The sequence below is a fragment of the Streptomyces sp. NPDC052101 genome (assembly GCF_040680235.1).
Lineage (GTDB): Bacteria > Actinomycetota > Actinomycetes > Streptomycetales > Streptomycetaceae > Streptomyces.
In genome coordinates, this window is record NZ_JBFAWH010000021.1 from 93,802 (window position 1) to 114,552 (window position 20,751).

Here is a 20,751-nt window from a genome sequence, read left to right on the forward strand (position 1 = left end):
TGGGCGGCGCCCTCTGCACGGCAGAGCCGCCGCCCGGTGCACGATCTCCACTCCTCGGAGGAGCTAGTCGCTGCAACGACTCCGCGCGGCGCTTGCCTGGGCCGCAAGCGCCGCCGTCCTCGCCGGCAGCCTGATCGCCGGTACGGTGCCGGCATCCGCGGCCGCCGGCCCGGTCTTCACGGTGATGAACACCAGCGAGACCCTCCCCGACGGCGTATGGTTCCGCAACAGCCCCCACACCCAGGACACCGACCGCATCACCGGCCTGGGCGTCTACCGCGGTGAGCAGGTACGAGCCGAGTGCTACCTGATGGGGGATTCCGTAGGGCGGTACGGCAACCGGGTCTGGTACTACAGCGACAACATCTCCCGTCCCAGCGCCGCCGGACGCGCCGACAAGGGGTTTCTCAACACCCACTACATCAACGACGGCATGACCGCGAACCACGTGGCCCCGGGCGTCCCGCAGTGCGGCGGCACTCCGAGTCCTCCCGCCCCGACGAGCCAGAACGTGGCCTACTACTCGGGGAAGGGCAACGCCGGGGCGGATCTGGCGCGCAGCCTGCACTTCGGCCGGGTGCTGACCGCCAACGGCAGCTACGACGGGAAATGGCCGGGTGACGGCTCCTGCCGGCCGTCGGCGAACGCCGTGGCGTTCGGGGGCAAGAACATCACGCGGCTGGCCGGGTGGAGCCTGGGCCGGCTGGGCCCGATCTACGCTCTGCGCTACCTCAAGGATCACGATCCGGCCCGGGCGAAGAACATCGACTACGTGGTGCTCTACGACCCCGGGACGCCGCAGACGGACTTCGGGACATGCGACGAACCGGGCACTCGGACCGTGCAGGCCGACCAGACGCTGGCCTGGTGGCTCCAGCTCTCGTCGGACAACCGCCTGATCGTCATGGCCGGAGATCTCACTGCCACCAACCACCACCAGAGCATTCAGCAGAACTACTTCCCCGCCATCAAGCGCGCGGGCGGTGCGGTCCGCGGCCGTGTCCTGGTGTGCAACTACAGTCTGGGGCACGCGGCGGTCTGGAACACGTACGCGCACGTGATGTCGCAGGGCCGCCTGTCCACGTCGCAGGGTTTCAACTCCTGCCCCAGGCAAGGTGGGAGCCAGGTGTGGGGCTGGAATCCCTGACCTGACGCCGGCTCATCCGGACGGCACGGCCGCGTACAGCCGCTCGCGCAGGTCGTCGACCAGCGCGGCGGTGTCCTCGGGGCCGTTCGCGGTGCCGAAGACGTGGTGGTCCGGGCGGATGAGCATGGCGGTTGCCTTGTGCTCGGCCAGGTAGGACCCGTAGACGCCGTCCACATCGATCACCTCCAGCAGGCGCTGTCCGGTGTCCCCGGCCGCCGCTTGGGACGGCGACAGGCACACCACATGGGCGTCGAGAGCGGAGAGGAAGGACCAGCGGCCCTCGCCGAGCGCGGGGCGCGGGTCGTCCGTGGTGAGCAGGACGAAGCCACGGCCCACGACCTCGTCGAACAGGCCCGTGCCGCCCTGTGCGTTCACCCGCCCCTGCGGCACCACCGCACCGGGCGGCGGACCCTCCGGGTCCGCTCGGCGCAGGACGCCGGTCGACAGCGGCTTCGCCGGCTCCGGTGCACCCGGCCCCGTACGACCGCGGCGGCCCGCGAGGACCGTGGCGTCGCGGTCCGCGGCGGCCGCCGGGTCCGTCACGCAGATCATCCTGCCCAGCTGCACCGACGACAGGATCGACTCCTTCACGTGCTCTCTGCGTTCCTCGGCATAGGTGTCGAGGAGGGAGGCGCCGGCCAGGCCGCGCAGTGCCAGGTCGAGCTTCCACGCCAGGTTGGCCGCGTCCCGGAGCCCGGAACACATGCCCTGGCCGGCGAAGGGCGGCATCAGATGTGCCGCGTCACCGGCGAGGAGTACGCGGCCTGCCCGCCACTGCTCCGCCCAGGTCGCCCGGAATATGTAGGTGGTGCTGCGTAGCAGCGTGGCCGTCTCCGGGGTGACGCCGTACGGCTTGAGCAGGCGCCAGGCCGTCTCCTCCCTGTTCAGCTCGGCGCTGCTCTCGCCCGGCAGCCGCATGAACTCCCAGCGGCGGTGCCCCGGGCCGCTGCCCACCAGCGTCGTGGGCCGCGCCGGGTCGCAGATCTGGACGTTGGTGGGGGCGAACTCGCGCGGCTCGCGCAGCTCGACGTCGCACAGCAGCCACTCGTAGGAGAACCCGAGATCGGTCATGGGGACGCCGAGGTGCTCGCGCACAAAGCTGTTCGCGCCGTCGCAGCCGACGACCCAGCGCGCGGTGACGGTGCGGGCCGCTCCGTCGGCGGCCTCGGCGGTCAGTGTCACCCGCTCGTCGTGTTCGGTCTGTTCTGTGATGTCCACGACCCGGTGGCCGCGCAGCACCGTGATGCCGGGCAGCGACTCCGCCCGGGCCGCGAGCAGTTCCTCCAGGGCGGGCTGGTGCATGGTGTTGGCGTCCGGCCAGCCGTAGCGGCCCGTGGGGGAGAAGGCGATGTCCAGGAGCGTCTGTCCCGCCGCCGTACGCCACTGGTAGCCGGTGGCCGGCTCCGTGATCCCTGCCATCCGGTCCCCGATGCCGGTGGCCGCGAGCAGCCGGGCGGTCTCGCCGTCGAAGCTGGTCGCCCGGGGCAGCAGATACGGCCGGGGGCGGCGTTCGAGGACGGTCACGCGCCAGCCGTGCTGGGCGAGCAGCACCGACAGGGCGGCGCCGATCGGCCCGTTGCCGACAATGGCCACGTCCGTGTCCGTCGGGGACTCGTACAGGTCGTGCGGGCGCATGGTGGACATCGTCATCCCTACTCGGAAAGGGCACGGAGAGCGGAATCCCCTTTTAACCTCTGGATATTCGGCGAGATTAGCACCCCCTTGTCCGCCGCGGATCCCCTTGCGTGATGGCCTATCAGGTCGGGGGATGTCAGGCCGACCGCAGCTGTCCTACTGTGTGGAACCGCCATGCAAGTCGCCGAATGGGCAATGGACTTGTTCTCGACCGGCAATCGAGTCGTCATCGAGGGGAATTCCAGTCACGTTGGTGATCACCGGGCACGAGACGACGACGCACCCTCGACTTCCCGAGAAAGACAGGACTTCGCCGATGACCGACACCAACACGTGGGTGGCCGAGGAATACGTGAAGGTGAACTCGCCTCACGTCAAGACGGCACTGGCCGCGCTCTCGCTCGCGGGCGACGCCCTGGAACGGGGCGGCACCTTCGCCGAGATCGGCTGTGGCGCCGGTGAGATCGCGCGCACCGTCGCCGAGCGGGGCTTCGAGGTCTGGGCCAGCGACGCGTCACCGTCCATGGTGGACGCCACCCGGCAGCTGTGCGCCGGGCTTCCCGTGCACACCGAGGTCCGCACGGTCGAGCAACTGGGGCTGCCGCAGGGCCGGTTCGACGTCATCCACTCCTCCTGGGTGCTGCACTGGGTGTCCGAGGCCCATGAGCCGCTGCGCCGTATGGCCCGTGCGCTCCGCCCGGGCGGGTACCTCGTGCTGCAGTGGACGGGCGCCCAGCCGCGCAGCGAGGGCACCGGCCTCTTCGGGATCCTGCGCGAGATCGCGGACAGCCCGAAGTGGAAGGACCTGTTCGCCGCGGTGCCGCCGGCGATGCGCGACTACCCGGCCGACGACGTGGCCGACCTGCTCAAGGACGCCGGGCTCGAACTCGTCCACTACGAGCCCGAACTCCCCCACCCGTTCAGCCGGAAGAAGGGCCAGGCCCTGACCGCCGAGGAACTGGCCGAGATGCGCACGCGGTTCAGGCGGACCTGGTTCGCCTCGCAGGCCGAGGTCCTCGGCGACCGGGTCGACGAGTTCCTGGACGAGGCGCTCGGGACGCTGGTCGAGAAGGGCAGGACCGACCCGCACCACGCCCGGATCGTCGCCCGCCGTCCCCTCTGATCCGGCGCCGGTCCCGGCCCCCGTGCCCGCCCCCGGGGGATCCGGTGCGCAGGCCGCCGACGTGAGAGCGGGCCCACGCCACCGTGGCGTGGGCCCGCTCTCGGGTGCGGTCGGCCGGCGGGAGCGCCGCGTCAGCCGGTGAGGGAGAGCGCACGGGCCGGGCACAGGTCGACGGCCTCGTCGGCCACCGGCCGGAGCGCGTCCCCGGGCTCGGCGTCCAGGACGACGACCACGCCGTCGTCCTCGCCCTGGTCGAACAGCTCCGGCGCGGTGCGCACGCACTGACCCGCACCGACGCACTTGTCGGTGTCCGCGACTATCTTCACGGTGATCGCCTCCTACGGGGTGAACGGCAGACCGGGTGAACGGCAGGCCGTCGGTCATGATGCCCGAGGCGTACGAAATCCAGGTCCCCGCGCCAGCGGTATTGCTGGCGCCACTCCAGTGGAATTCAAGTCTGCGCCTTCAGCGGCGGGTTCGGAAAATGGACGCCCTATCAGGTCGGGGGATACCGGGCCGGCGACATCGTTTCTACCCTGCCGAAGGACGTTTCCTGAAAGGAATTTCTGGCCGTGCCTCAAGCACCGGAGCAATTCGGAACATGGGTCCGCCGATTTCACCCGGCGCCCGACAGCGATGTCCGCCTGGTGTGCCTGCCGCACGCCGGCGGATCCGCGAGCTTCTACTTTCCGCTGTCCAAGGCGCTCACGCCCGCGGTGGACGTACTGGCGGTGCAGTACCCGGGACGGCAGGACCGGCGCCACGAGCCGCCCGTCGACAACGTTCCCGACCTGGCCGACCGGATCTTCGAGGCGCTACGCCACCTCGACGACCGGCCCCTGGCGCTGTTCGGGCACAGCATGGGCGCCGTCCTCGCCTTCGAGGTCGCGCTGCGGATGCAGGACGCCGGCCTCCCCGCGCCCGTACGGCTCTTCGCCTCCGGCCGGCGGGCCCCGTCCCGCGACCGGGACGAACGGCTGCACCAGGCGTCGGACGCGCAGCTGCTGGACGAGGTGCGCAGGCTCGGCGGCCCGCACGCGGCGCTGCTCGCCGACCCGGAAATACTGGAAGTGATCATGCCGGCGATCCGCGGCGACTACCGGGCCGTCGAGAACTACCGCGCTGCACCCGGCCGCAGGCTTCAGTGCCCGGTGACGGTGCTCACCGGAGACAGCGACCCCCGGGTCTCGATCGACGAGGCGGCGGCCTGGGAAGAGCACACCACCGGCCTGACGGAGCTGCAGGTGTTCCCGGGAGGCCACTTCTTCCTTGTGGACCAGAGCGCACGCGTGAGCGGGCTCCTCGCGGACCGTCTGGCCCGCCGGGACGCCGGCACGCTTCACGAAGCCCGTATCTGAGGTGACCGAGTTGACCGAGTTGAGTTCCGCCCCCGTACCGACCATCGCCCATGACTCGCTGCTGGTGTTCCTGCTCCAGCTGGCGGTCCTGCTTCTTCTGACCCTGGCCCTCGGGCAGCTGGCCGCGCGGTGCGGGATGCCCGCGATCGTCGGCGAGCTGCTCGCCGGCGTGCTCGCCGGCCCCTCGGTCCTCAGCCACATATGGCCCGGCTTCGCCGACTGGCTGCTGCCGAAGGACCCCGGCCAGATGCATCTGCTCGACGCGGTGGGGCAGGTGGGCGTCGTACTGCTCGTCGGCGTCACCGGCATGGAGCTGAAGTTCGACCTCGTCAGGCGGCGCCGGCTCACCGCGCTCCGGGTGAGCCTGTGCGGTCTGCTCCTGCCCCTGGCGCTCGGCGTCGCAGTGGGCTACCTGCTGCCCTCCTCGCTGATGCCGGGCCACACGGACCCGACGGTCTTCTCGCTGTTCCTCGGGGTGGCCATGTGCGTCACCGCCATCCCGGTGATCGCCAAGACCCTCATCGACATGAACCTGCTGCACCGCGATGTCGGGCAGCTGACCCTGGCCGCCGGCGTGATCGACGACGTCGTCGGTTGGTTCCTGCTCTCCATCGTGTCGGCGATGGCGACGGCCGGGCTGAGCGCCGGGACGGTCACCACGTCCCTGCTCTACCCCGTGGGCGTCGTGCTGGCCGCCTGGTTGGTGGGCCGCCCCCTGGTGAAGGCGGCGCTGCGCGCGGCGGGCCGTTCCTCGTCGCCGGCGCCCACGGTCGCGGTGGCGACGGTGATCGTGCTGCTCGGCGCGGCGGCGACGCAGGCGATGCGCCTGGAAGCGGTCTTCGGCGCGTTCGTGTGCGGTGTCCTCATCGGCACGAGCGGCGAACTGGACCGGGAGAAGCTGGCTCCGCTGCGCACCACGGTCCTCGCCTTCCTCGCGCCGGTCTTCTTCGCCACGGCCGGCCTCCGGATGGACCTGACCGCGCTGGTCAGGCCCACCGTCCTGGCCACGGCCTGCGTGGTGCTCGCCGTGGCGATCCTCGGCAAGTTCGCGGGTGCCTTCGTCGGCGCGAAGCTGAGCGGCCTCGGCCGCTGGGAGGCCCTCGCGCTCGGAGCCGGCATGAACTCCCGCGGGGTGATCGAGGTCGTCGTGGCGACGGTGGGCCTGCAACTCGGGGTCCTCGGCGCCGAGACGTACACCGTCATCATCCTTGTCGCGATCGTGACCTCGCTGATGGCACCGCCCGTGCTCCGCCTCGCCATGGCCCGGATCGACGAGAACGCCGAGGCGGAGATGGGCCTGGCCGGCACGAACGCGCCCGACCTGGCGACCCCGCCGCCCGCCGCCGTGTGACGACGGGTCCTCACTGGGCCCTCGCGTCCCCGGCGGCCACGCCCGGCACCTGGCTCCACGCCCGCGTCAGTTCCACCCGCGAGGCCACGTTCATCTTCCGGAAGATCTTCTTCAGGTGGAAGGCCACGGTGTGACCGGAGATGAACAGCCGCTCGCCGACCTGGGAGTTGGTGAACCCCTGGCTCACCAGGTCGGCCACGGCGGCCTCCGTGTTGGTGAGCGCGCTCGTGTTCACGCCGTCCTGGCCGGCGTACTGCGGATAGCGGCCGCGCCGCACTCCCAGGGAGCGCAGCCGGCTCACCACCCTGCGGGCATCACGCGGAGCCGCGGCGTTCGCGTAGCCGTCCGCCGCGGATTCCAGGGCCTCGACCGCCCGTTCCCGCTCGGCGGGCCGCCTGGCGAAGAGCTTTCCGGCGTCCTCCCAGGCGGACGCGGCGGCCCACGGGTCCGGATGCGAGACGGCCGCGGCGCGGACCCGGTCCGGATTCCGCTCCAGGAGGCCGGCGGCGTGCAGCGCCGCCGCCGCCACGGAACGCAGCCCGCGGTTGCGCGCCGCGAGCGCGGAGGCCACCGAGACCACCCGCTGGGCGAGTACGTCGTCGCCCAGCCGCCGCGTGGCCCTGACGAGCCAGGCGGCAGCGGCGGGCTGTGACGCCAGCAGCTCCAGCAGCAGCTGGTCGTCCGTGACGATGCCCACGATGAGCTGGGCCGCGCTCGGTGCGCCGCCCTGCACCTCCAGAAGCTGAGCCGCGGCCCAGGCACACTGACTCGGCCGGTGGGCGGTCTGGCCGAGCAGCGCGCAGTCCCGCAGCTGATTGGCGAACTCCGTGCTCACGCCCATGTTGCCCTGCCGCAGCGCGCTCAGCGCCATCACGGTGTGGGCATCGGGCAGAAAGCAGTGGAGGCCGGTTCGCTGCGCCCGGTCCACGCCCTCGCCCGCGAGATCCACGGCGGTGGCGACATCCCCCCGGGCGAACGCGAGGTCCGCCGCACACAGCAGCGAGGCCGTCACGAGGCCGCCGCCGGCCTCGGGCCGTGCCGCCGTCAGCCTGTCCACGTCGGCCAGCACCCGCGCCGCGGAGGAGAGATCGCGGATCCGGACCAGCAGTGCGGCGTGCCAGAGTTCTGCCAAGCCCTTGCAGTTCCCGGTGTGTTCGGGTTCCGTGCGAGCGGCGGCTTGCGCCAGCCGAATGCCTTCTTCGAGATCACCGCGGGACCAGGCGGAAGAAGAGGACTCGGACAGGCGGGCGGTTTCGCAGGTGCTGCCCTGGCAGCCGGGTATGACGGAGAAAACCGGGGGCAGCCGCAAGCGAGACGGAGAATCGAGCATCACATCTCCTGTTCTGGGATCCATGCCGCCCGAGTCGGGGGCCCGATCGCGGACCAGGGTAGGGCGGGTGTACGGCGGCGGCGGCGCGGGCCGACGCGGCGTGTGGGGGGCCTCGACCAGGTCCCGAGCGAGCCTTGAGCGCTCTGGCCGGGCCCACGGCAACAGCGCAGGTCCGCGGGCCACTTGAACTATCAGGTCTGGGAGTGGCGTACCGCGAGGGGAAGCCACAGCATGGAAGTGATCCGCAGTCCGCGGCCGGAGTCCGCGGGGAACGTGAATACCGAGGTGGCCCCCTTGAGCGTCGTGCTTCTCCTGAACGGTCCCAATCTGGGCATCCTCGGGCGACGGGAGCCGGAGATATACGGCACCGACACGCTTGCCGATATCGAGGCGGCGGTCGCCGAGGAGGTGCGTGTCCGGGGCTGGGAAGTGCTCTCCGTTCAGCACGACTCGGAAGGGGATCTCGTCGGCGCCATCCACCGGCACAGCGACACCACCGTCGGCGCCATCGTGAATCCCGGTGCCCTGATGATCGCCGGCTGGAGCCTGCGCGACGCGCTCGCCAGCTACACGCCGCCGTGGATCGAGGTGCACCTCAGCAACGTATGGGCCCGTGAGCAGTTCCGGCACGAGTCCGTGATCGCCCCGCTGGCGAGCGGTGTCGTGGTCGGCCTGGGATCCTTCGGCTACCGCCTGGCCGCCCGGGCACTCATGCACCTGTCCCCGCCGGCCCCGCACTGACCTACCCACAGACCCAGGGCCGGAGGCTCCTCCCCCCGTCGCCTCCGGCCCTGCCCGGAAACGCCCTGGGTATCGGCGGGTGTCCGCAGGGCGCGCGCAGGGCCGTCACGGCCCGCGGCACAAGTGCGCCTCCACGCGGCCTGCAAGACGTGGTGTCAAAATGGAGGGGCTCCGGCGATCTCCTCCCGGGCCTTCGCGGCGCGGGTACGAGAGCTGGTGGGGCCGCTTCTGGCGAAGGAGGCGATCCCGTCCGGCCGGCGCGCGTACGATCCGGGCACCCGACTGCTCGCCGACCAGGAGACAGGATGAGCTCCCTCATAGATGACGACGAGATCGTCCACGAGGTCGGGTTCGTCTGGCTGGAGGACCCCAGCGGCCTGGACTACGTCCGGCAGAGCCTGGACCGGCTGCCCACCCGGCGGGGCCGGCCCGCCTACCACCGCGACGGACGCATGGTCGGATACGCCCAGCTTGGTCAGGGCGCCAGACCGTCCCGCTCGTCCGGCACCTTCCGCCGGCGCGTCTTCTGGCTGCTGCCGCACGACCGGGACACCGACCCCGACGGTCTGTACGTCACCGGGGCACCGGCCGAGGCGGTCGACCCGCGGACGCTGACGCCGGGCAGCAAAGGCCGCAAGACCGAACGGTCCGAGGGCAGGCTTCCCCGGCCCTGACGCACCGGCCGGGCCGGGCATCCTCCCCGTCGGTCTCCCGGACAGGACTGTTCGGCGGGAGAGGGCATCGGATCGTCGGCCGGATGGACGGTGGCTCGGCGGGCCGAGGGCGAGGGCCACGGGCGGCGTCCTCGCCCTCGCACGTCGTGACGGGAGCAGAAGCAAGAGCGCCGTCCGGTGGCTCAGTGCGTGCCGACGCCGGATTCCGCGTCGTCCGGAACCGGGCACGTCCCGGTGAGAAGGGCGGTGAAGGCCACGTGTCCGCCCTGCCGGCCGGTGACCAGCACACTCGGCGAGCCGGAGCTGTGCGCGGGACGCAGCGTGGCCTCGATCCAGCAGGGCGTGTCGAACTCCACGTAGCGCTGGAAGTCGAGACAGGCCGAAGAGATCGTGACCGGTAGCGGATGCAGCAGCGAGCAAGCGGCCTGACGTGCGGCCTCGAGCAGCACCATCCCGGGGAAGTGGTCCCCGCCGTGGTCGAACAGGATGGGGTGCCCGGGATCCGGGTTGAGGAGCCAGCGGTCGAGTCGCCCGGTGGGGGAGAGCACCACGTCGAACGGCGACATCTTGCCCACCATGGACGGCAGCACCTCGACCGGCCACGGCATCCGGCGGTGCCACTGGGCGCCGGCCGCCCCGCCGCGGATCCGCTGGTACGTCGCCTTGGACAGACAAGTGAACCGTCCCCCGCCGACGGCACATTTGTTCTGTCCTGACTCGACGACGATCTCCAGGCCGAACTCCGCAAGCCTGCTGCCCCGCCGCACCACGTCGACGACCGTCGCCGTGAGCGTCAGATCGCTGGGTCCGGAACCGATGGTCATGTGTTCCGGACGGGTCGTGAAGTCCATGTCCCACATCAGGAACTGGTGGCCGAGAGGAACACCGAACTCCGCGTGGGCGAGGAACAGCCCCACCTGGCGAATGGTTTCAGCAGCCTGCAGCGCGTCGTGATCCCGGCCGTCCGCGCTGGTGAAGAACGTGTGGGCGCGCGGCCACTGTCCCGTCAGGGCGTAGTGCGTGTCGTCGATCTTCTCGCACCCGGTGAGGAAGACCTCCGCGTGTGACGAGCGGTGTACGTACTCGCGCGGCACGGTGGTGGTGAGCTTCGGCAGATCGCTCGTGTGGATCCGGGGTCGGTGTATGCCCGGTGCCGGTATGAGCGTCTCCGGATCGATAGTGAGCACGGTCATCTGAGCTCCGCTCGTCTCCGAGGGTGGGGAGGGCCTTGCCCTCATGAAGATACGGACCTACCGGTTTTCTTTTCAAGGCATTCTCGAGTGAACCTTCCCGCGTCGGATCGGCGGCGCATCCCGGCAAAAAGCGGTGGGAAGCATTCCGTTCACGTGGTCCGATGCCCGTCGAACCACTGCCCGCCCGGTCCTCTGCGAAGTCCCTGAAAGTGTCGCGCGCGGCATCCGTGACCGCTATTGTTAAACCGGGCAGCCGGTTTTTTCACGGATGCTGTCCCCAGTCTGACGTCGACGCGGCCTCCGGGAGACCCCATGCCTTCGCACCAGCGCTGTCCGTATGCCATCGATCCGTCGGGCCAGGACATCCATGGAGAAGCCGCCCGGTTGAGCGAACAGGGGCCACTCACCCGTGTCGTCCTGCCCGGAGGCGTGGAGGCCTGGCTGGTCACCGCTCAGCAGACGATCAGGCAACTGCTGGTCGACCCGCGGATCTCCAAGGACGCCTACCGGCACTGGCCCGCGTGGATCAACGGTGAGATAGCCGAGACCTGGCCGCTGGCCATCTGGGTCTCGGTGCAGAACATGGTCACCGCCTACGGGGAGGACCACCGGCGGTTGCGTGGCCTTGTGGCGTCGGCGTTCACCGCGCGCAGGGTGGCGCAGCTGCGTCCCCGGGTCGAGGAGATCACGCAGAACCTGCTCGACGAGCTGGCCGAGGAGCCGCCGGGCACGCAGCTGGACTTCCGCAGCCGCTTCGCCCACCGGCTGCCCACCAGCGTACTGAGCGAGCTGTTCGGTATCCCCGAGGAGTTCCGTGCATCCCTGCACCGGATCATCACCGGTTTCTTCGACACCACGGCCTCGCTGGAGACGGCACAGCAGAACCAGTTCGATCTGTACCGGACGATGGGGGAGCTGGTCGCGCTCAAGCGAGGCACCCCCGGTGAGGACCTGACCAGTGGTCTCATCGCCGCCCGGGACGAGGAGAACGGGACGCACCTGACCGAGAAGGAGCTGGTGGACAACCTCATCCTGCTCTTCACCGCCGGGTACGAGACCACCGTGAACCTGCTGGACAACGCCGTGTGCCTGCTGCTGAGCCACCCTGAGCAACTCGCGCTCGTGCAAACCGGTCAGGCCTCATGGGCCGACGCGGTGGAGGAGGCGCTGCGCGTGGAAGCGCCGGGGGCGAACGGCATCCTGCGGTACGCCGTCGAGGACGTGGCGGTGGGGGACACCGTGATCCGCAAGGGTGACCCGCTCGTCATCTCCTTCGCGGCGGCCGGCCGGGACCGCGCGGTGCACGGCCCGGACGCCCACCGCTTCGACGTCACGCGCCCCACGCGCCGCGAGCACCTCGCCTTCGGGCACGGTACGCACTTCTGCGTGGGGGCCACGCTGGCTCGTATGGAGGCGGAGGTCGCGCTGCGCGGGCTGTTCGAGCGGTTCCCCGATGCCGCCCTGGCCGTGCCGGTGGGGGAGTTGCGCCCGCTGGGGTCGTTCATCTCCAACGGGCACCGTGAACTCCCGCTGCTGCTGGGACGGCAGCAGCGAGCCGCCGTCCCCGACCGGGGGGAACCGGTCTCAGTGGCCTGACGGCACCAGGGACCGAAGGTGCTGCCGGTACCAGGGCAGATGGCGGGCCAGGTCCTCTTCGGGGGCCGGGCCCGGATCACGGTCCAGCAGCCGCCAGATGGCCGAGCTGAGGAACCAGTGGTCCGCGGTCAGCATGTCGAGATGGTGCAGAGCCTGCGGGTTGTCCGCCAGACGCTCGCGGGCCACGTCCGTGTCGACCATGCCGGTGACGGCCGGCTCCAGGCAGTGCCGTACGGCGGCCGCCAGCACGTCCGCCCGCACCGGACTCGGGTGGTTGACGTCGTGGGCGCCCGCCGTCTCCCGGTCCGACAGCGCGGCGGCCAGCGCGGCCTCGGCCAGGGCGGTCACCTCCACGGCGGAGTGCAGCGATGAGCACTCCACCTCGGCTCCCAGCTGCCGTGTCAGGAAGGCGAGTCCGGGGATCACCCACCGGTCGCCGGTTCCGTAGACGAGGTGGGGGCGCAGCACGGTGCCGCCGGCGGCCAGTACATGCTGCTCGGCGGCGGCACGGGTGTGGCTGGTGGGGGAGTGCGGGCGCACGGGAAGGGTCCGTGAGTCCGCCTGGCGGAAGGGTCCGCGACCGTAGACGGCCGCGGTGCTGACATACACGAACCGGCGCACTCCGTGCCGCTGGGCGTCCGCTACCAGTGCCTTGGTGCCCTCGTCGTTGACAGCGCGCAGACTCGCCCCGTCCCCTCCGATGCGCGAGGCGCAGTGCACCACCGCGTCGATGCCCCGGCACAGCCCCGGGACCGAGGAGGCGTCGGCAAGGTCCGCGTGGGTCACCTGCACCTGCCCCTGGCCGGGCACGGACACGGGGCCATGGTGTCGAGTCACCCGAATGCCCAGGTCAGGCCTGGCGAGTGCCGCGGTCAGGACGTGTCCGCCGATGAACCCGTTCGCTCCGGTGATGAGAAGCTGGTGCGCCACGCGCGGGACCCCCTGTTGACGTCGCAAATGCCTGGACGGTTCGGCCCGGAGAGCAAAGAGATTCCCAGAGCTGCTTGTGAAAATACGGACTACCTGGTTTGGTTTCTACTGGGGGATGGTAAAGGCGACACATACCGTTCGCCAAGGCAACCACTTACAGGAGGAGTCGTGGCACAGCAGGAGCGTGCGATTCGTACCAGGCACGCGATCTTGAATGCTGCTGCGTCTGTCTTCGACGAGCGCGGCTACGAGGCCGCCACCATCGGAGAGATTCTCACCCGTGCCGGGGTGACCAAGGGTGCGCTGTATTTCCACTTCCCTTCGAAGCAGGCGCTGGCCGAAGGCGTGCTCAACGCGCAGTTCGCGACCATGGCCCTGGCCCCCCGGGTGTGCAAGCTGCAGGAACTGGTGGACGTGGGGTTGCTCACGGCGTACCGCATGTGCACTGACCCGGTGGTCAGTGCGGCCGCCAGGCTCTCCCTCGGGCAGGAGATGCGCACCCTGTTCGGCAGCCATGCGGTCGCCCTCTGGATCGAGGCCACGAAGGGGATGCTCGCCGAGGCGAAGGCGCAGGGCGAGCTGCTTCCCCAGGTCGATCCGGCGGCGAGCGCCTGGATCTTCTCGGCGGCATGGACCGGTGTGCAGGTCTACTCCCACACCCTGAGCAACCGGGCCGACCTGACCGAGCGGATCGCCTCGCTGTTCGAGCACCTTCTGCCCAGCATCGCCGTCCCCGCGGTGCTGAACGGACTGGTCATCACAGCCGAGCGCGCGGCAGAGCTGCACCTCGAAAGCGAAGAGCTGGCCCGGCAGGCGGAGTTGGAGCAGGAGGAGGACGTCCGGGCGGCCGGCTGAGGCGGTTCGTCCGTCGCCGGCGGACCGATCCTTCTCGGCGGAAGAAGCCGGGAGGGGCTCGCGGTACTGCCGTACCGGACGTCCGGGACGATCGCCGGGGCGTGTCGCGGCCGGGCCGGGGACCATCGCGTCACCTCCCCCTGCCATGCGCCACGGCCCGTGCCGGCCCGTGCCCCTGAGCGGCTCTCGCTCGGAACCCCTTGTACTGGCGCCAGGACGTCGGGACTGCCTTGAGGGACGCTTGAGAGAGCTGGCCTGGTCGCTCTCCTGGCTGAAAGCAAACCCGACATGCGGTTTAGTGGTGGAGCCGGGCCGCTGATCCGGCCGGGGACGCGACACAGGCTCCGAGTCCCTGGAGGAGGCGCGCGAAGCGCGAGGCACCGCGCGGGCCGGTGGGAGGGCAACATGGTCAGGCAGATACGGGCGGAACGCACCCGGCAGGCCCTTGTCCGCGCGGCCGCCGAGGTGTTCGCCGCCGACGGCTACGCCGTCGCTTCACTCCCCATGATCAGCAGGCGGGCCGGTGTGAGCGCCGGAGCGCTGCACTTCCACTTCCCCACCAAGGAGCTGCTGGCCCAAGAGGTGACGGACACTGCCGCGGACACTCTGGAGAAGCTGGTCGCGGACTCCCGTTCCACCGGTTCCTCCTTGCTGCATGCGCTGGTGACCGCCTCCTATGCCCTGGCGGCCGCGCTCGCCGCCGATGTGGTGGTCAGGGCGGCGTTCAGACTGAGCGGCGACCCTTCGCACAGCAACGGTGACGGGCTGCGCCAGTGGTGGTGCGACAGGGTCGTCGACCTCCTGGCGCAGGCGGAGAGCGCGGGGGAACTGACGGCCGGCGTGTCGGCGGAGAGCGCCGGTGCGGCGATCGTCGCCACTCTCGTCGGCCTCGAAGTGCTGGGCGCGAGGGACCGCGACTGGCTCGCGGCCGAACGCGTGACACAGCTCTGGCAGGCGCTTCTTCCGCGGTTGGCGGCCATACCCCAGCGGGTTCCGGTACCGGCCTGCGAGGGAACCATGGACGGGAACGCCGCAGCCGAGGACTGATGCCGCCGACAGCACAGAACGGGACTTACGGTCTTCTTCTGGTCGGGACTTCTGGCTGCTTTGGCCGTCCTGTGGACCGGTCGTCCGGCTTGTGGTGCGGGAATTGCGCCCGAATTGCCACTTTGTGTCACGCCTGATGGGTCAGCGAAGGAACTTTAAAAACAGCGCAAGCGGTTTGGTATTGACATACCGCTCGTGCTGTTTTTGACTTGAGCCATGGACATCGACGTACTCGGCACGCTCGCCGTGCGAGAGCAGGGGATCTGCGTCACACCGACTGCCCCCAAGCCGCGCCAGCTGCTGGCCCTGCTCGCCCTGCAGGCCGACCGGGCCGTACCGGTGGACATGCTGATCGAGGAGCTGTGGGGCGCCGAGCCGCCGCGCAGCGCCCGGCCCACCCTCCAGACGTACGTCCTGCATCTGCGCGAGCTGATCGGCGGCGCGCTGGAGCGCGGCGGGGCGGACCGCGGCTCGGTCAGGGACGTCCTCGTGACGGTTCCCGGCGGGTATCTCCTCAGGCGCGGCGAAGGCACCACGGACCTCCTGGAGTTCGAACGGCTCGCGGGGGAGGGGTACCGGGCCATGGATGCCGAGGACTTTCCCGCGGCCGCAGGCCGGCTGCGCGAGGCGCTCGCCCTGTGGAGGGGTTCCGCCCTCGCCGGCGTCCACGCGGGCCCCCATCTCGCGGCGCAGATCAAGCGGTTGGAGGAGAACCGGCTGTGCGCGCTGGACCAGCGGATCGACGCCGAGCTGCGGCTCGGCCGGCACCGGGAGCTGCTCGCCGAGCTGACCGTCCTCGTGGGCAGGTACCCCGACCACGAGAGGCTGTGCGGGCAGTACATGACGGCGCTGTGCCGGTCGGGGCGCCGGAGCGAGGCGCTGAGTGCCTATCAGCGGCTGCGCACCACACTGGTGCGCACCCTGGGGCTGGAGCCCTCGGCCGCGCTCAGGAAGCTGCAGCGCTCCATCCTGCTGTCCGGGCCGCAGGGTGTGCCCGCCGCGGCCGCGTCCGGCGCCGGGCGGCTCGCTCCGGTCGGCTGACCGGGCCCGCGACCGGCTCCGGCGACCCCTGTGCGCCATGTCTTCCGTGCCGGCCCGATGGGTTCGAGCGGAGCGAGAGCGGCTGTCGAGCCGGACACAGGACGGTGGTGGCCCGCAACCGAAGGAGGGCGCATGGGCGCTCGCTGCCCAGTGGAACCCATCGTGCGCGTCGAGCGCGGCCGGGCCGACGAGGAGGAGCTGGCGGCACTCACCGCCGTCCTGCTCGCGCTGCGCGCCGCCGGGAGGACGAAGCAGGGGCACGAGGAGCCGTTCAGCGGTCTGCGCTGGTGGAGGAGGCCGGAGGCCTACAAGGCGCCGCACAGCTGGCGGTGAGGCAGCTCTCCGCTGCCGAAAGGAATCTGAGGACATGTCAACATTGGCGGCCGGCACCCCGGCCGAAGCAGGCCGGGGCGATGTCCGGGGCCGGATGGCGGAGCTGACCGCCGTCCGTGCGCGGGCTCTGGCCGGGCCGGGTGCGCAGGCGACCGCGGCGCAGCACGCCAAGGGGAAGCTGACCGCACGCGAGCGGATCGACCTGCTGGTCGACCCGGGGTCCTTCCGGGAGGTCGAGCAGCTGCGCCGGCACCGGGCGACCGGGTTCGGGCTGGAGGCGAAGAGGCCGTTCACCGACGGTGTCATCACCGGCTGGGGCACGGTCGAGGGCCGTACGGTCTTCGTCTACGCCCATGACTTCCGGATCTTCGGCGGCGCGCTGGGCGAGGCCCACGCCACCAAGATCCACAAGATCATGGACATGGCCATCGCGGCCGGCGCGCCCCTGGTCTCCCTGAACGACGGCGCGGGCGCCCGTATCCAGGAGGGCGTGACCGCGCTCGCCGGGTACGGCGGCATCTTCCGCCGCAACACCGCGGCCTCGGGAGTGATCCCGCAGATCAGCGTGATGCTCGGCCCGTGCGCGGGCGGCGCCGCCTACTCGCCCGCGCTGACGGACTTCGTCTTCATGGTCCGCGAGACCTCGCAGATGTTCATCACCGGCCCGGACGTGGTCAAGGCGGTGACCGGCGAGGAGATCAGCCAGAACGGGCTCGGCGGCGCCGACGTGCACGCCGAGACCTCCGGCGTCTGCCACTTCGCGTACGACGACGAGGAGACCTGCATCGCGGAGGTGCGCCACCTGCTGTCGCTGCTCCCGCAGAACAACCGCGAGAACCCGCCCCGGGTGGACTCCTCCGACCCGGCGGACCGCCGCGGCGAGGCGCTGATCGATCTGGTGCCGGTCGACGGGCGCCGGCCGTACGACATGGCGAGGGTGATCGAGGAGATCGTCGACGACGGCGAGTACCTGGAGGTCCACGAAGGCTGGGCGCGCAATGTCATCTGCGCGCTGGCCCGCCTCGACGGCCATGTCGTCGGTGTCGTCGCCAACCAGCCGCAGACCCTGGCCGGCGTGCTGGACATCGAGGCGTCCGAGAAGGCGGCCCGGTTCGTGCAGATGTGCGACGCCTTCAACATCCCGCTCGTGACCCTGCTCGACGTGCCCGGCTTCCTGCCCGGTGTCGACCAGGAGCACGGCGGGATCATCCGGCACGGAGCCAAGCTTCTCTACGCCTACTGCAACGCGACCGTGCCGCGGATCTCGCTCGTGCTGCGCAAGGCGTACGGCGGCGCCTACATCGTGATGGACAGCCGTTCCATCGGCGCCGACCTCGCCTACGCCTGGCCCCACAACGAGATCGCGGTCATGGGCGCCGAGGGCGCCGCGAACGTCATCTTCCGCCGGCAGATCGCCGAGGCGGCGGACCCGGAGGCCATGCGCGACCGGATGGTCGAGGAGTACCGGTCCGAGCTGATGCACCCGTACTACGCGGCCGAACGCGGCCTCGTGGACGACGTCATCGACCCCGCCGACACCCGCGCGGTGCTGATCACGTCACTGGCGATGCTGCGCACCAAGCACGCCGACCTGCCGTCCCGCAAACACGGCAACGCCCCACAATGAAACGACAACGACGAGGCGCGGCGGCCATCCCCGCCCGGCAGCGGTCCCGGCGCCGACGCCTCGGCCGGGAGACGACTGATGGTCAAACAGGAACGCGCGGTCCGTACCCGCCTAGCACTCATCCGGGCCGGAGCCGAGGCGTTCGCCGCGGAAGGGTACGTGTCCGCGTCGCTCACGACGATCAGCAGGCGCGCGGGAGTCAGCACCGGTGCCCTGCACTTCCACTTCGAGAACAAGCTGGCCCTCGCCCGGGCCGTCGAGGACGAGGCGGCACGGACCGTGGGCCGGATCGCCCGGGAGGCCGCGGACCGGCACGGCGGCGCTCTGGAGGCCCTCATGACGGCCACACACGCCTTGATGAGCCGGATCGCGGACGACACCGTCGTCCGTGCGGGGTTCGTGCTGTGCGACGACCTCGCCGCTGAGGAAGGGGTGTCGGCCAGGCAGGAGTGGCAGCGCTGGATCGAGGAGACGGTGCAGCGGGCCGAGCGGGACGGCCGGCTCGCCCGGGGAGTGTCCGCGAAGGCCGCGGCGGCCACCGTCGTGGCCCTGACCGTGGGCCTGGAGGTGCTCGGCCGGGCGGATCCGGAGTGGCTGGCCACGGAACGGATCGCCGCGGTCTGGGACTTCTGCTGCGGCACAGCAAAACAGACTCTGCGTGCTGATTAGCGCAGCGGTCCGCCTGCCGACCTTGACGGGCGCCGGCGCCCACGCAGACCCCAAATATCCCCCCAATATGGACAGTTCGCTCTGTGGCGGTTCATGTGTGGGGCAATAAAACAGTCTGTTCGGTTTGGTATTGACAAACCGTCCAGGCTGTTTTTTAGTGGAGTTGAAACGGAAACGGCCCAGGCTTGTACGGAGGGGGAACGGCGTGGACATCGAGATACTGGGTGCACTGGACGCCAGAGAGAACGGGGTCTCCGTGACCCCGACCGCACCGAAACCACGACAGGTGCTGGCCCTGCTGGCCCTCCACGCCGACCAGGTGGTGCCCGTCGCCTCGCTGGTCGAGGAACTCTGGGGCGACCGGCCGCCCCGCAGCGCGCGCACCACGCTGCAGACCTATGTGCTCCAGCTGCGCGAGCTGATCTCGGCCGCGCTCGCCCGGGACCCCGGGCTGGGCGAGCGGCGCACCGCCAAGGACGTGCTCGTCACCATGCCGGGCGGGTACATGCTCAACACATCGGGCGGCACCAGCGACGTCCGCGAGTTCGACCGGCTCGCCGGCCTCGGCTACCGGGCCATGGACGCCGGCGACTTCGCGGGCGCCGCCGGCCGGCTGCGCGAGGCGCTCGCCCTGTGGACCGGATCCGCCCTGGCCGGCGTGCAGTCCGGGGTCCAGCTGGAGATGGAGCGCAAGCGGCTGGAGGAGACCCGGCTGTGCGCGCTCGACCAGCGCATCGACGCCGATCTGCGGCTCGGGCGCCACCGGGAGCTGCTGGGTGAACTGACCGTCCTGGTCAGCCGTTACCGCACGCACGAGACCCTGCACGGCCAGTTCATGCTGGCGCTGCACCGCTCCGGCCGCCGCAGCGAGGCGCTCGACGTCTACCAGCGGCTGCGCACCTCCCTGGTCCGCGAACTCGGCCTGGAACCCTCCGCCGGCCTGTCCCGGGTGCAGCGGATGATCCTCATGGCCGGCCCGGAGGCCGTGCCCGCCATGCCTGCCCGGGCCGCGGCGGGCGCCGAGGCCCTCAGCCGCGTCGGCTGAGTCATCGGCACAGCCGAGACGTTCCCCCGCCCCAACCGGAGGAAGCAGCCGGATACCGGCCGGGCCGGAGCGTACGCGGCACAGGCCGGTGACCGCGGGAGCGCAGGCCTTCCCCATCCTCTTCGCCCACCCGTTCGCCTTCCCCTTCGCCTCCGAGGAAGGGCCACCGGTGAACGTCCCGCGCGGCAGACGCCCGTCACCGGCGTCCACCAGGCCCGGATCACCGAGGTGCTGCGGCCCCTCGGTCAGCTCTGTCCGACCCCGCGCGGCACCGACCCCGGCCGCCGCCCGACGCGTACATCCCTTGGAGCCCATCCATGTCGCACGACATCCAGACCACCTGGCCGCAACCGGCCGAGCCGCCCGCCGACCTGCTGACCGAACTCGTCGGCACGCTCGCCGCCGTGCTCCGCCTGAAGGCCGAGAAGATCGACCCGGAGCAGACGTTCCGGTCGCTGGGGCTCGACTCGCTGCTCACCGTCGAGTTCGTCGCCACCGTCAACTCCCGCTACGGCACCGCCGTCAAGCCCGACGTCCTGTTCGACCACCCCACCCCGCTGGCGTTCGCCCGGCACGTGACACGAGAGCGCAAGGCCTCCGGTGGCGCCCCCGTCGCCCTCCGGCGCCCGGACAGCCGGCCCGCCCCCGCCCGGACGCGGGCCCCGCGCGCGGCCACCGGGTCCGCCGCGGGAGCGGTCCTGGACGTGCTGCGCGAGGAACTGGCCCGCATCCTGTGCTGCGACCCGTGGGACATCAACACCGCGGCCGCCTTCCCCCAGCTGGGAGTGGACTCCATCCTCGGCGCGGAGTTCGTGGCGACGATCAACGAGATCTACGGGCTGCGCGAGCGCGCCGTCACGCTCTACGACCACCCGAACCTCGCGGCGATGGCCGCCTACATCGCAGCCGCCCCCGCGCCCGCGGCGGCCTCCCTCCCGGGCCCGGCCGGGCCCCTGGACGTCGAGGCACTCCTCGACGCGGTGGCCGACGACCGGATCAGCGTCGACGAGGCGCTCGCCCTGCTGTCCCGATGAGCCTGAACGGGCTGGAAACAGA

The 20,751-nt window shown here is 70.9% G+C and carries 20 protein-coding genes; 15 read left to right on the forward strand and 5 right to left on the reverse strand.

The features are described from left to right. Positions 1 to 145 precede the first annotated feature (145 nt). Positions 146 to 1,147, forward strand: a complete 1,002-nt coding sequence (locus AB0L75_RS30920) for a hypothetical protein (RefSeq protein WP_365187480.1) — start codon at positions 146 to 148, stop codon at positions 1,145 to 1,147. 12 nt (positions 1,148 to 1,159) lie between these two features. On the opposite strand, the gene AB0L75_RS30925 is transcribed toward AB0L75_RS30920, so the two are convergent. After that, positions 1,160 to 2,791, reverse strand: coding sequence for a bifunctional 3-(3-hydroxy-phenyl)propionate/3-hydroxycinnamic acid hydroxylase (locus tag AB0L75_RS30925; RefSeq protein WP_365187483.1), 1,632 nt, complete (start codon positions 2,789 to 2,791; stop codon positions 1,160 to 1,162). A 307-nt stretch (positions 2,792 to 3,098) separates the two neighbouring features. On the opposite strand from AB0L75_RS30925, the gene AB0L75_RS30930 reads away from it, so the two are divergent. Then, positions 3,099 to 3,905, forward strand: coding sequence for a methyltransferase domain-containing protein (locus tag AB0L75_RS30930; protein WP_365187486.1), 807 nt, complete (start codon positions 3,099 to 3,101; stop codon positions 3,903 to 3,905). Between the two features lie 131 nt (positions 3,906 to 4,036). Here AB0L75_RS30930 and AB0L75_RS30935 read toward each other — a convergent pair whose 3' ends face one another. Beyond that, complete coding sequence (locus tag AB0L75_RS30935; RefSeq protein ID WP_365187488.1) at positions 4,037 to 4,231, reverse strand: ferredoxin; 195 nt, start codon at positions 4,229 to 4,231, stop codon at positions 4,037 to 4,039. Between the two features lie 246 nt (positions 4,232 to 4,477). On the opposite strand from AB0L75_RS30935, the gene AB0L75_RS30940 reads away from it, so the two are divergent. Next, positions 4,478 to 5,263: an alpha/beta fold hydrolase gene (locus AB0L75_RS30940; RefSeq protein ID WP_365187491.1), complete on the forward strand. Its 786-nt coding sequence runs from the start codon at positions 4,478 to 4,480 to the stop codon at positions 5,261 to 5,263. 10 nt (positions 5,264 to 5,273) lie between these two features. Beyond that, the gene (locus AB0L75_RS30945) at positions 5,274 to 6,614 is read left to right on the forward strand and encodes a cation:proton antiporter (protein ID WP_365187494.1); all 1,341 of its coding nucleotides are present in this window, start codon (positions 5,274 to 5,276) and stop codon (positions 6,612 to 6,614) included. 10 nt (positions 6,615 to 6,624) lie between these two features. On the opposite strand, the gene AB0L75_RS30950 is transcribed toward AB0L75_RS30945, so the two are convergent. Continuing rightward, a complete protein-coding gene (locus AB0L75_RS30950) occupies positions 6,625 to 7,746 on the reverse strand; it encodes a helix-turn-helix transcriptional regulator (protein ID WP_365187497.1) in 1,122 nt (373 codons plus the stop codon). A gap of 492 nt (positions 7,747 to 8,238) precedes the next feature. Here AB0L75_RS30950 and AB0L75_RS30955 point away from each other — a divergent pair, with 492 nt between their 5' ends. Both AB0L75_RS30955 and AB0L75_RS30960 read left to right on the forward strand, forming a co-directional pair. Further along, the gene (locus AB0L75_RS30955; RefSeq protein WP_365187500.1) at positions 8,239 to 8,685 is read left to right on the forward strand and encodes a type II 3-dehydroquinate dehydratase; all 447 of its coding nucleotides are present in this window, start codon (positions 8,239 to 8,241) and stop codon (positions 8,683 to 8,685) included. A gap of 305 nt (positions 8,686 to 8,990) precedes the next feature. Continuing rightward, positions 8,991 to 9,359: a DUF6009 family protein gene (locus AB0L75_RS30960; RefSeq protein WP_365187503.1), complete on the forward strand. Its 369-nt coding sequence runs from the start codon at positions 8,991 to 8,993 to the stop codon at positions 9,357 to 9,359. 182 nt (positions 9,360 to 9,541) lie between these two features. Here the strand turns inward: AB0L75_RS30960 and AB0L75_RS30965 are convergent, their stop codons facing one another. Next, positions 9,542 to 10,552: a ScbA/BarX family gamma-butyrolactone biosynthesis protein gene (locus AB0L75_RS30965; protein WP_365187506.1), complete on the reverse strand. Its 1,011-nt coding sequence runs from the start codon at positions 10,550 to 10,552 to the stop codon at positions 9,542 to 9,544. A 312-nt stretch (positions 10,553 to 10,864) separates the two neighbouring features. On the opposite strand from AB0L75_RS30965, the gene AB0L75_RS30970 reads away from it, so the two are divergent. After that, positions 10,865 to 12,148, forward strand: coding sequence for a cytochrome P450 (locus AB0L75_RS30970; protein ID WP_365187509.1), 1,284 nt, complete (start codon positions 10,865 to 10,867; stop codon positions 12,146 to 12,148). Here the strand turns inward: AB0L75_RS30970 and AB0L75_RS30975 are convergent. Further along, positions 12,137 to 13,078 (reverse strand): NAD-dependent epimerase/dehydratase family protein, encoded by a 942-nt coding sequence (locus AB0L75_RS30975; RefSeq protein WP_365187512.1) that lies wholly within the window; start codon positions 13,076 to 13,078, stop codon positions 12,137 to 12,139. The genes AB0L75_RS30970 and AB0L75_RS30975 overlap by 12 nt on opposite strands. Before the next feature lie 168 nt (positions 13,079 to 13,246). Here AB0L75_RS30975 and AB0L75_RS30980 point away from each other — a divergent pair, with 168 nt between their 5' ends. From AB0L75_RS30980 to AB0L75_RS31015, 8 genes are all read left to right on the forward strand, one after another. Then, positions 13,247 to 13,933 (forward strand): ScbR family autoregulator-binding transcription factor, encoded by a 687-nt coding sequence (locus tag AB0L75_RS30980; protein WP_365187514.1) that lies wholly within the window; start codon positions 13,247 to 13,249, stop codon positions 13,931 to 13,933. 405 nt (positions 13,934 to 14,338) lie between these two features. Continuing rightward, positions 14,339 to 14,980: a ScbR family autoregulator-binding transcription factor gene (locus tag AB0L75_RS30985; protein WP_365187517.1), complete on the forward strand. Its 642-nt coding sequence runs from the start codon at positions 14,339 to 14,341 to the stop codon at positions 14,978 to 14,980. Between the two features lie 216 nt (positions 14,981 to 15,196). After that, positions 15,197 to 16,021 carry an AfsR/SARP family transcriptional regulator gene (locus AB0L75_RS30990; RefSeq protein ID WP_365187520.1) on the forward strand — a complete coding sequence of 275 codons (825 nt, stop codon included), beginning with the start codon at positions 15,197 to 15,199 and terminating at the stop codon, positions 16,019 to 16,021. Positions 16,022 to 16,153: 132 nt separating this feature from the next. Beyond that, positions 16,154 to 16,354, forward strand: coding sequence for an acyl-CoA carboxylase epsilon subunit (locus AB0L75_RS30995; RefSeq protein WP_365187523.1), 201 nt, complete (start codon positions 16,154 to 16,156; stop codon positions 16,352 to 16,354). Positions 16,355 to 16,448: 94 nt separating this feature from the next. Then, a complete protein-coding gene (locus AB0L75_RS31000; RefSeq protein ID WP_365187592.1) occupies positions 16,449 to 17,981 on the forward strand; it encodes an acyl-CoA carboxylase subunit beta in 1,533 nt (510 codons plus the stop codon). A 78-nt stretch (positions 17,982 to 18,059) separates the two neighbouring features. Then, complete coding sequence (locus AB0L75_RS31005) at positions 18,060 to 18,650, forward strand: ScbR family autoregulator-binding transcription factor (protein WP_365187525.1); 591 nt, start codon at positions 18,060 to 18,062, stop codon at positions 18,648 to 18,650. A 205-nt stretch (positions 18,651 to 18,855) separates the two neighbouring features. After that, on the forward strand, positions 18,856 to 19,695 hold the full coding sequence (locus AB0L75_RS31010; RefSeq protein ID WP_365187528.1) for an AfsR/SARP family transcriptional regulator: 840 nt from the start codon (positions 18,856 to 18,858) through the stop codon (positions 19,693 to 19,695). A 317-nt stretch (positions 19,696 to 20,012) separates the two neighbouring features. Then, the gene (locus AB0L75_RS31015; RefSeq protein ID WP_365187531.1) at positions 20,013 to 20,729 is read left to right on the forward strand and encodes a phosphopantetheine-binding protein; all 717 of its coding nucleotides are present in this window, start codon (positions 20,013 to 20,015) and stop codon (positions 20,727 to 20,729) included. The last annotated feature ends 22 nt before the right edge of the window (positions 20,730 to 20,751 follow it).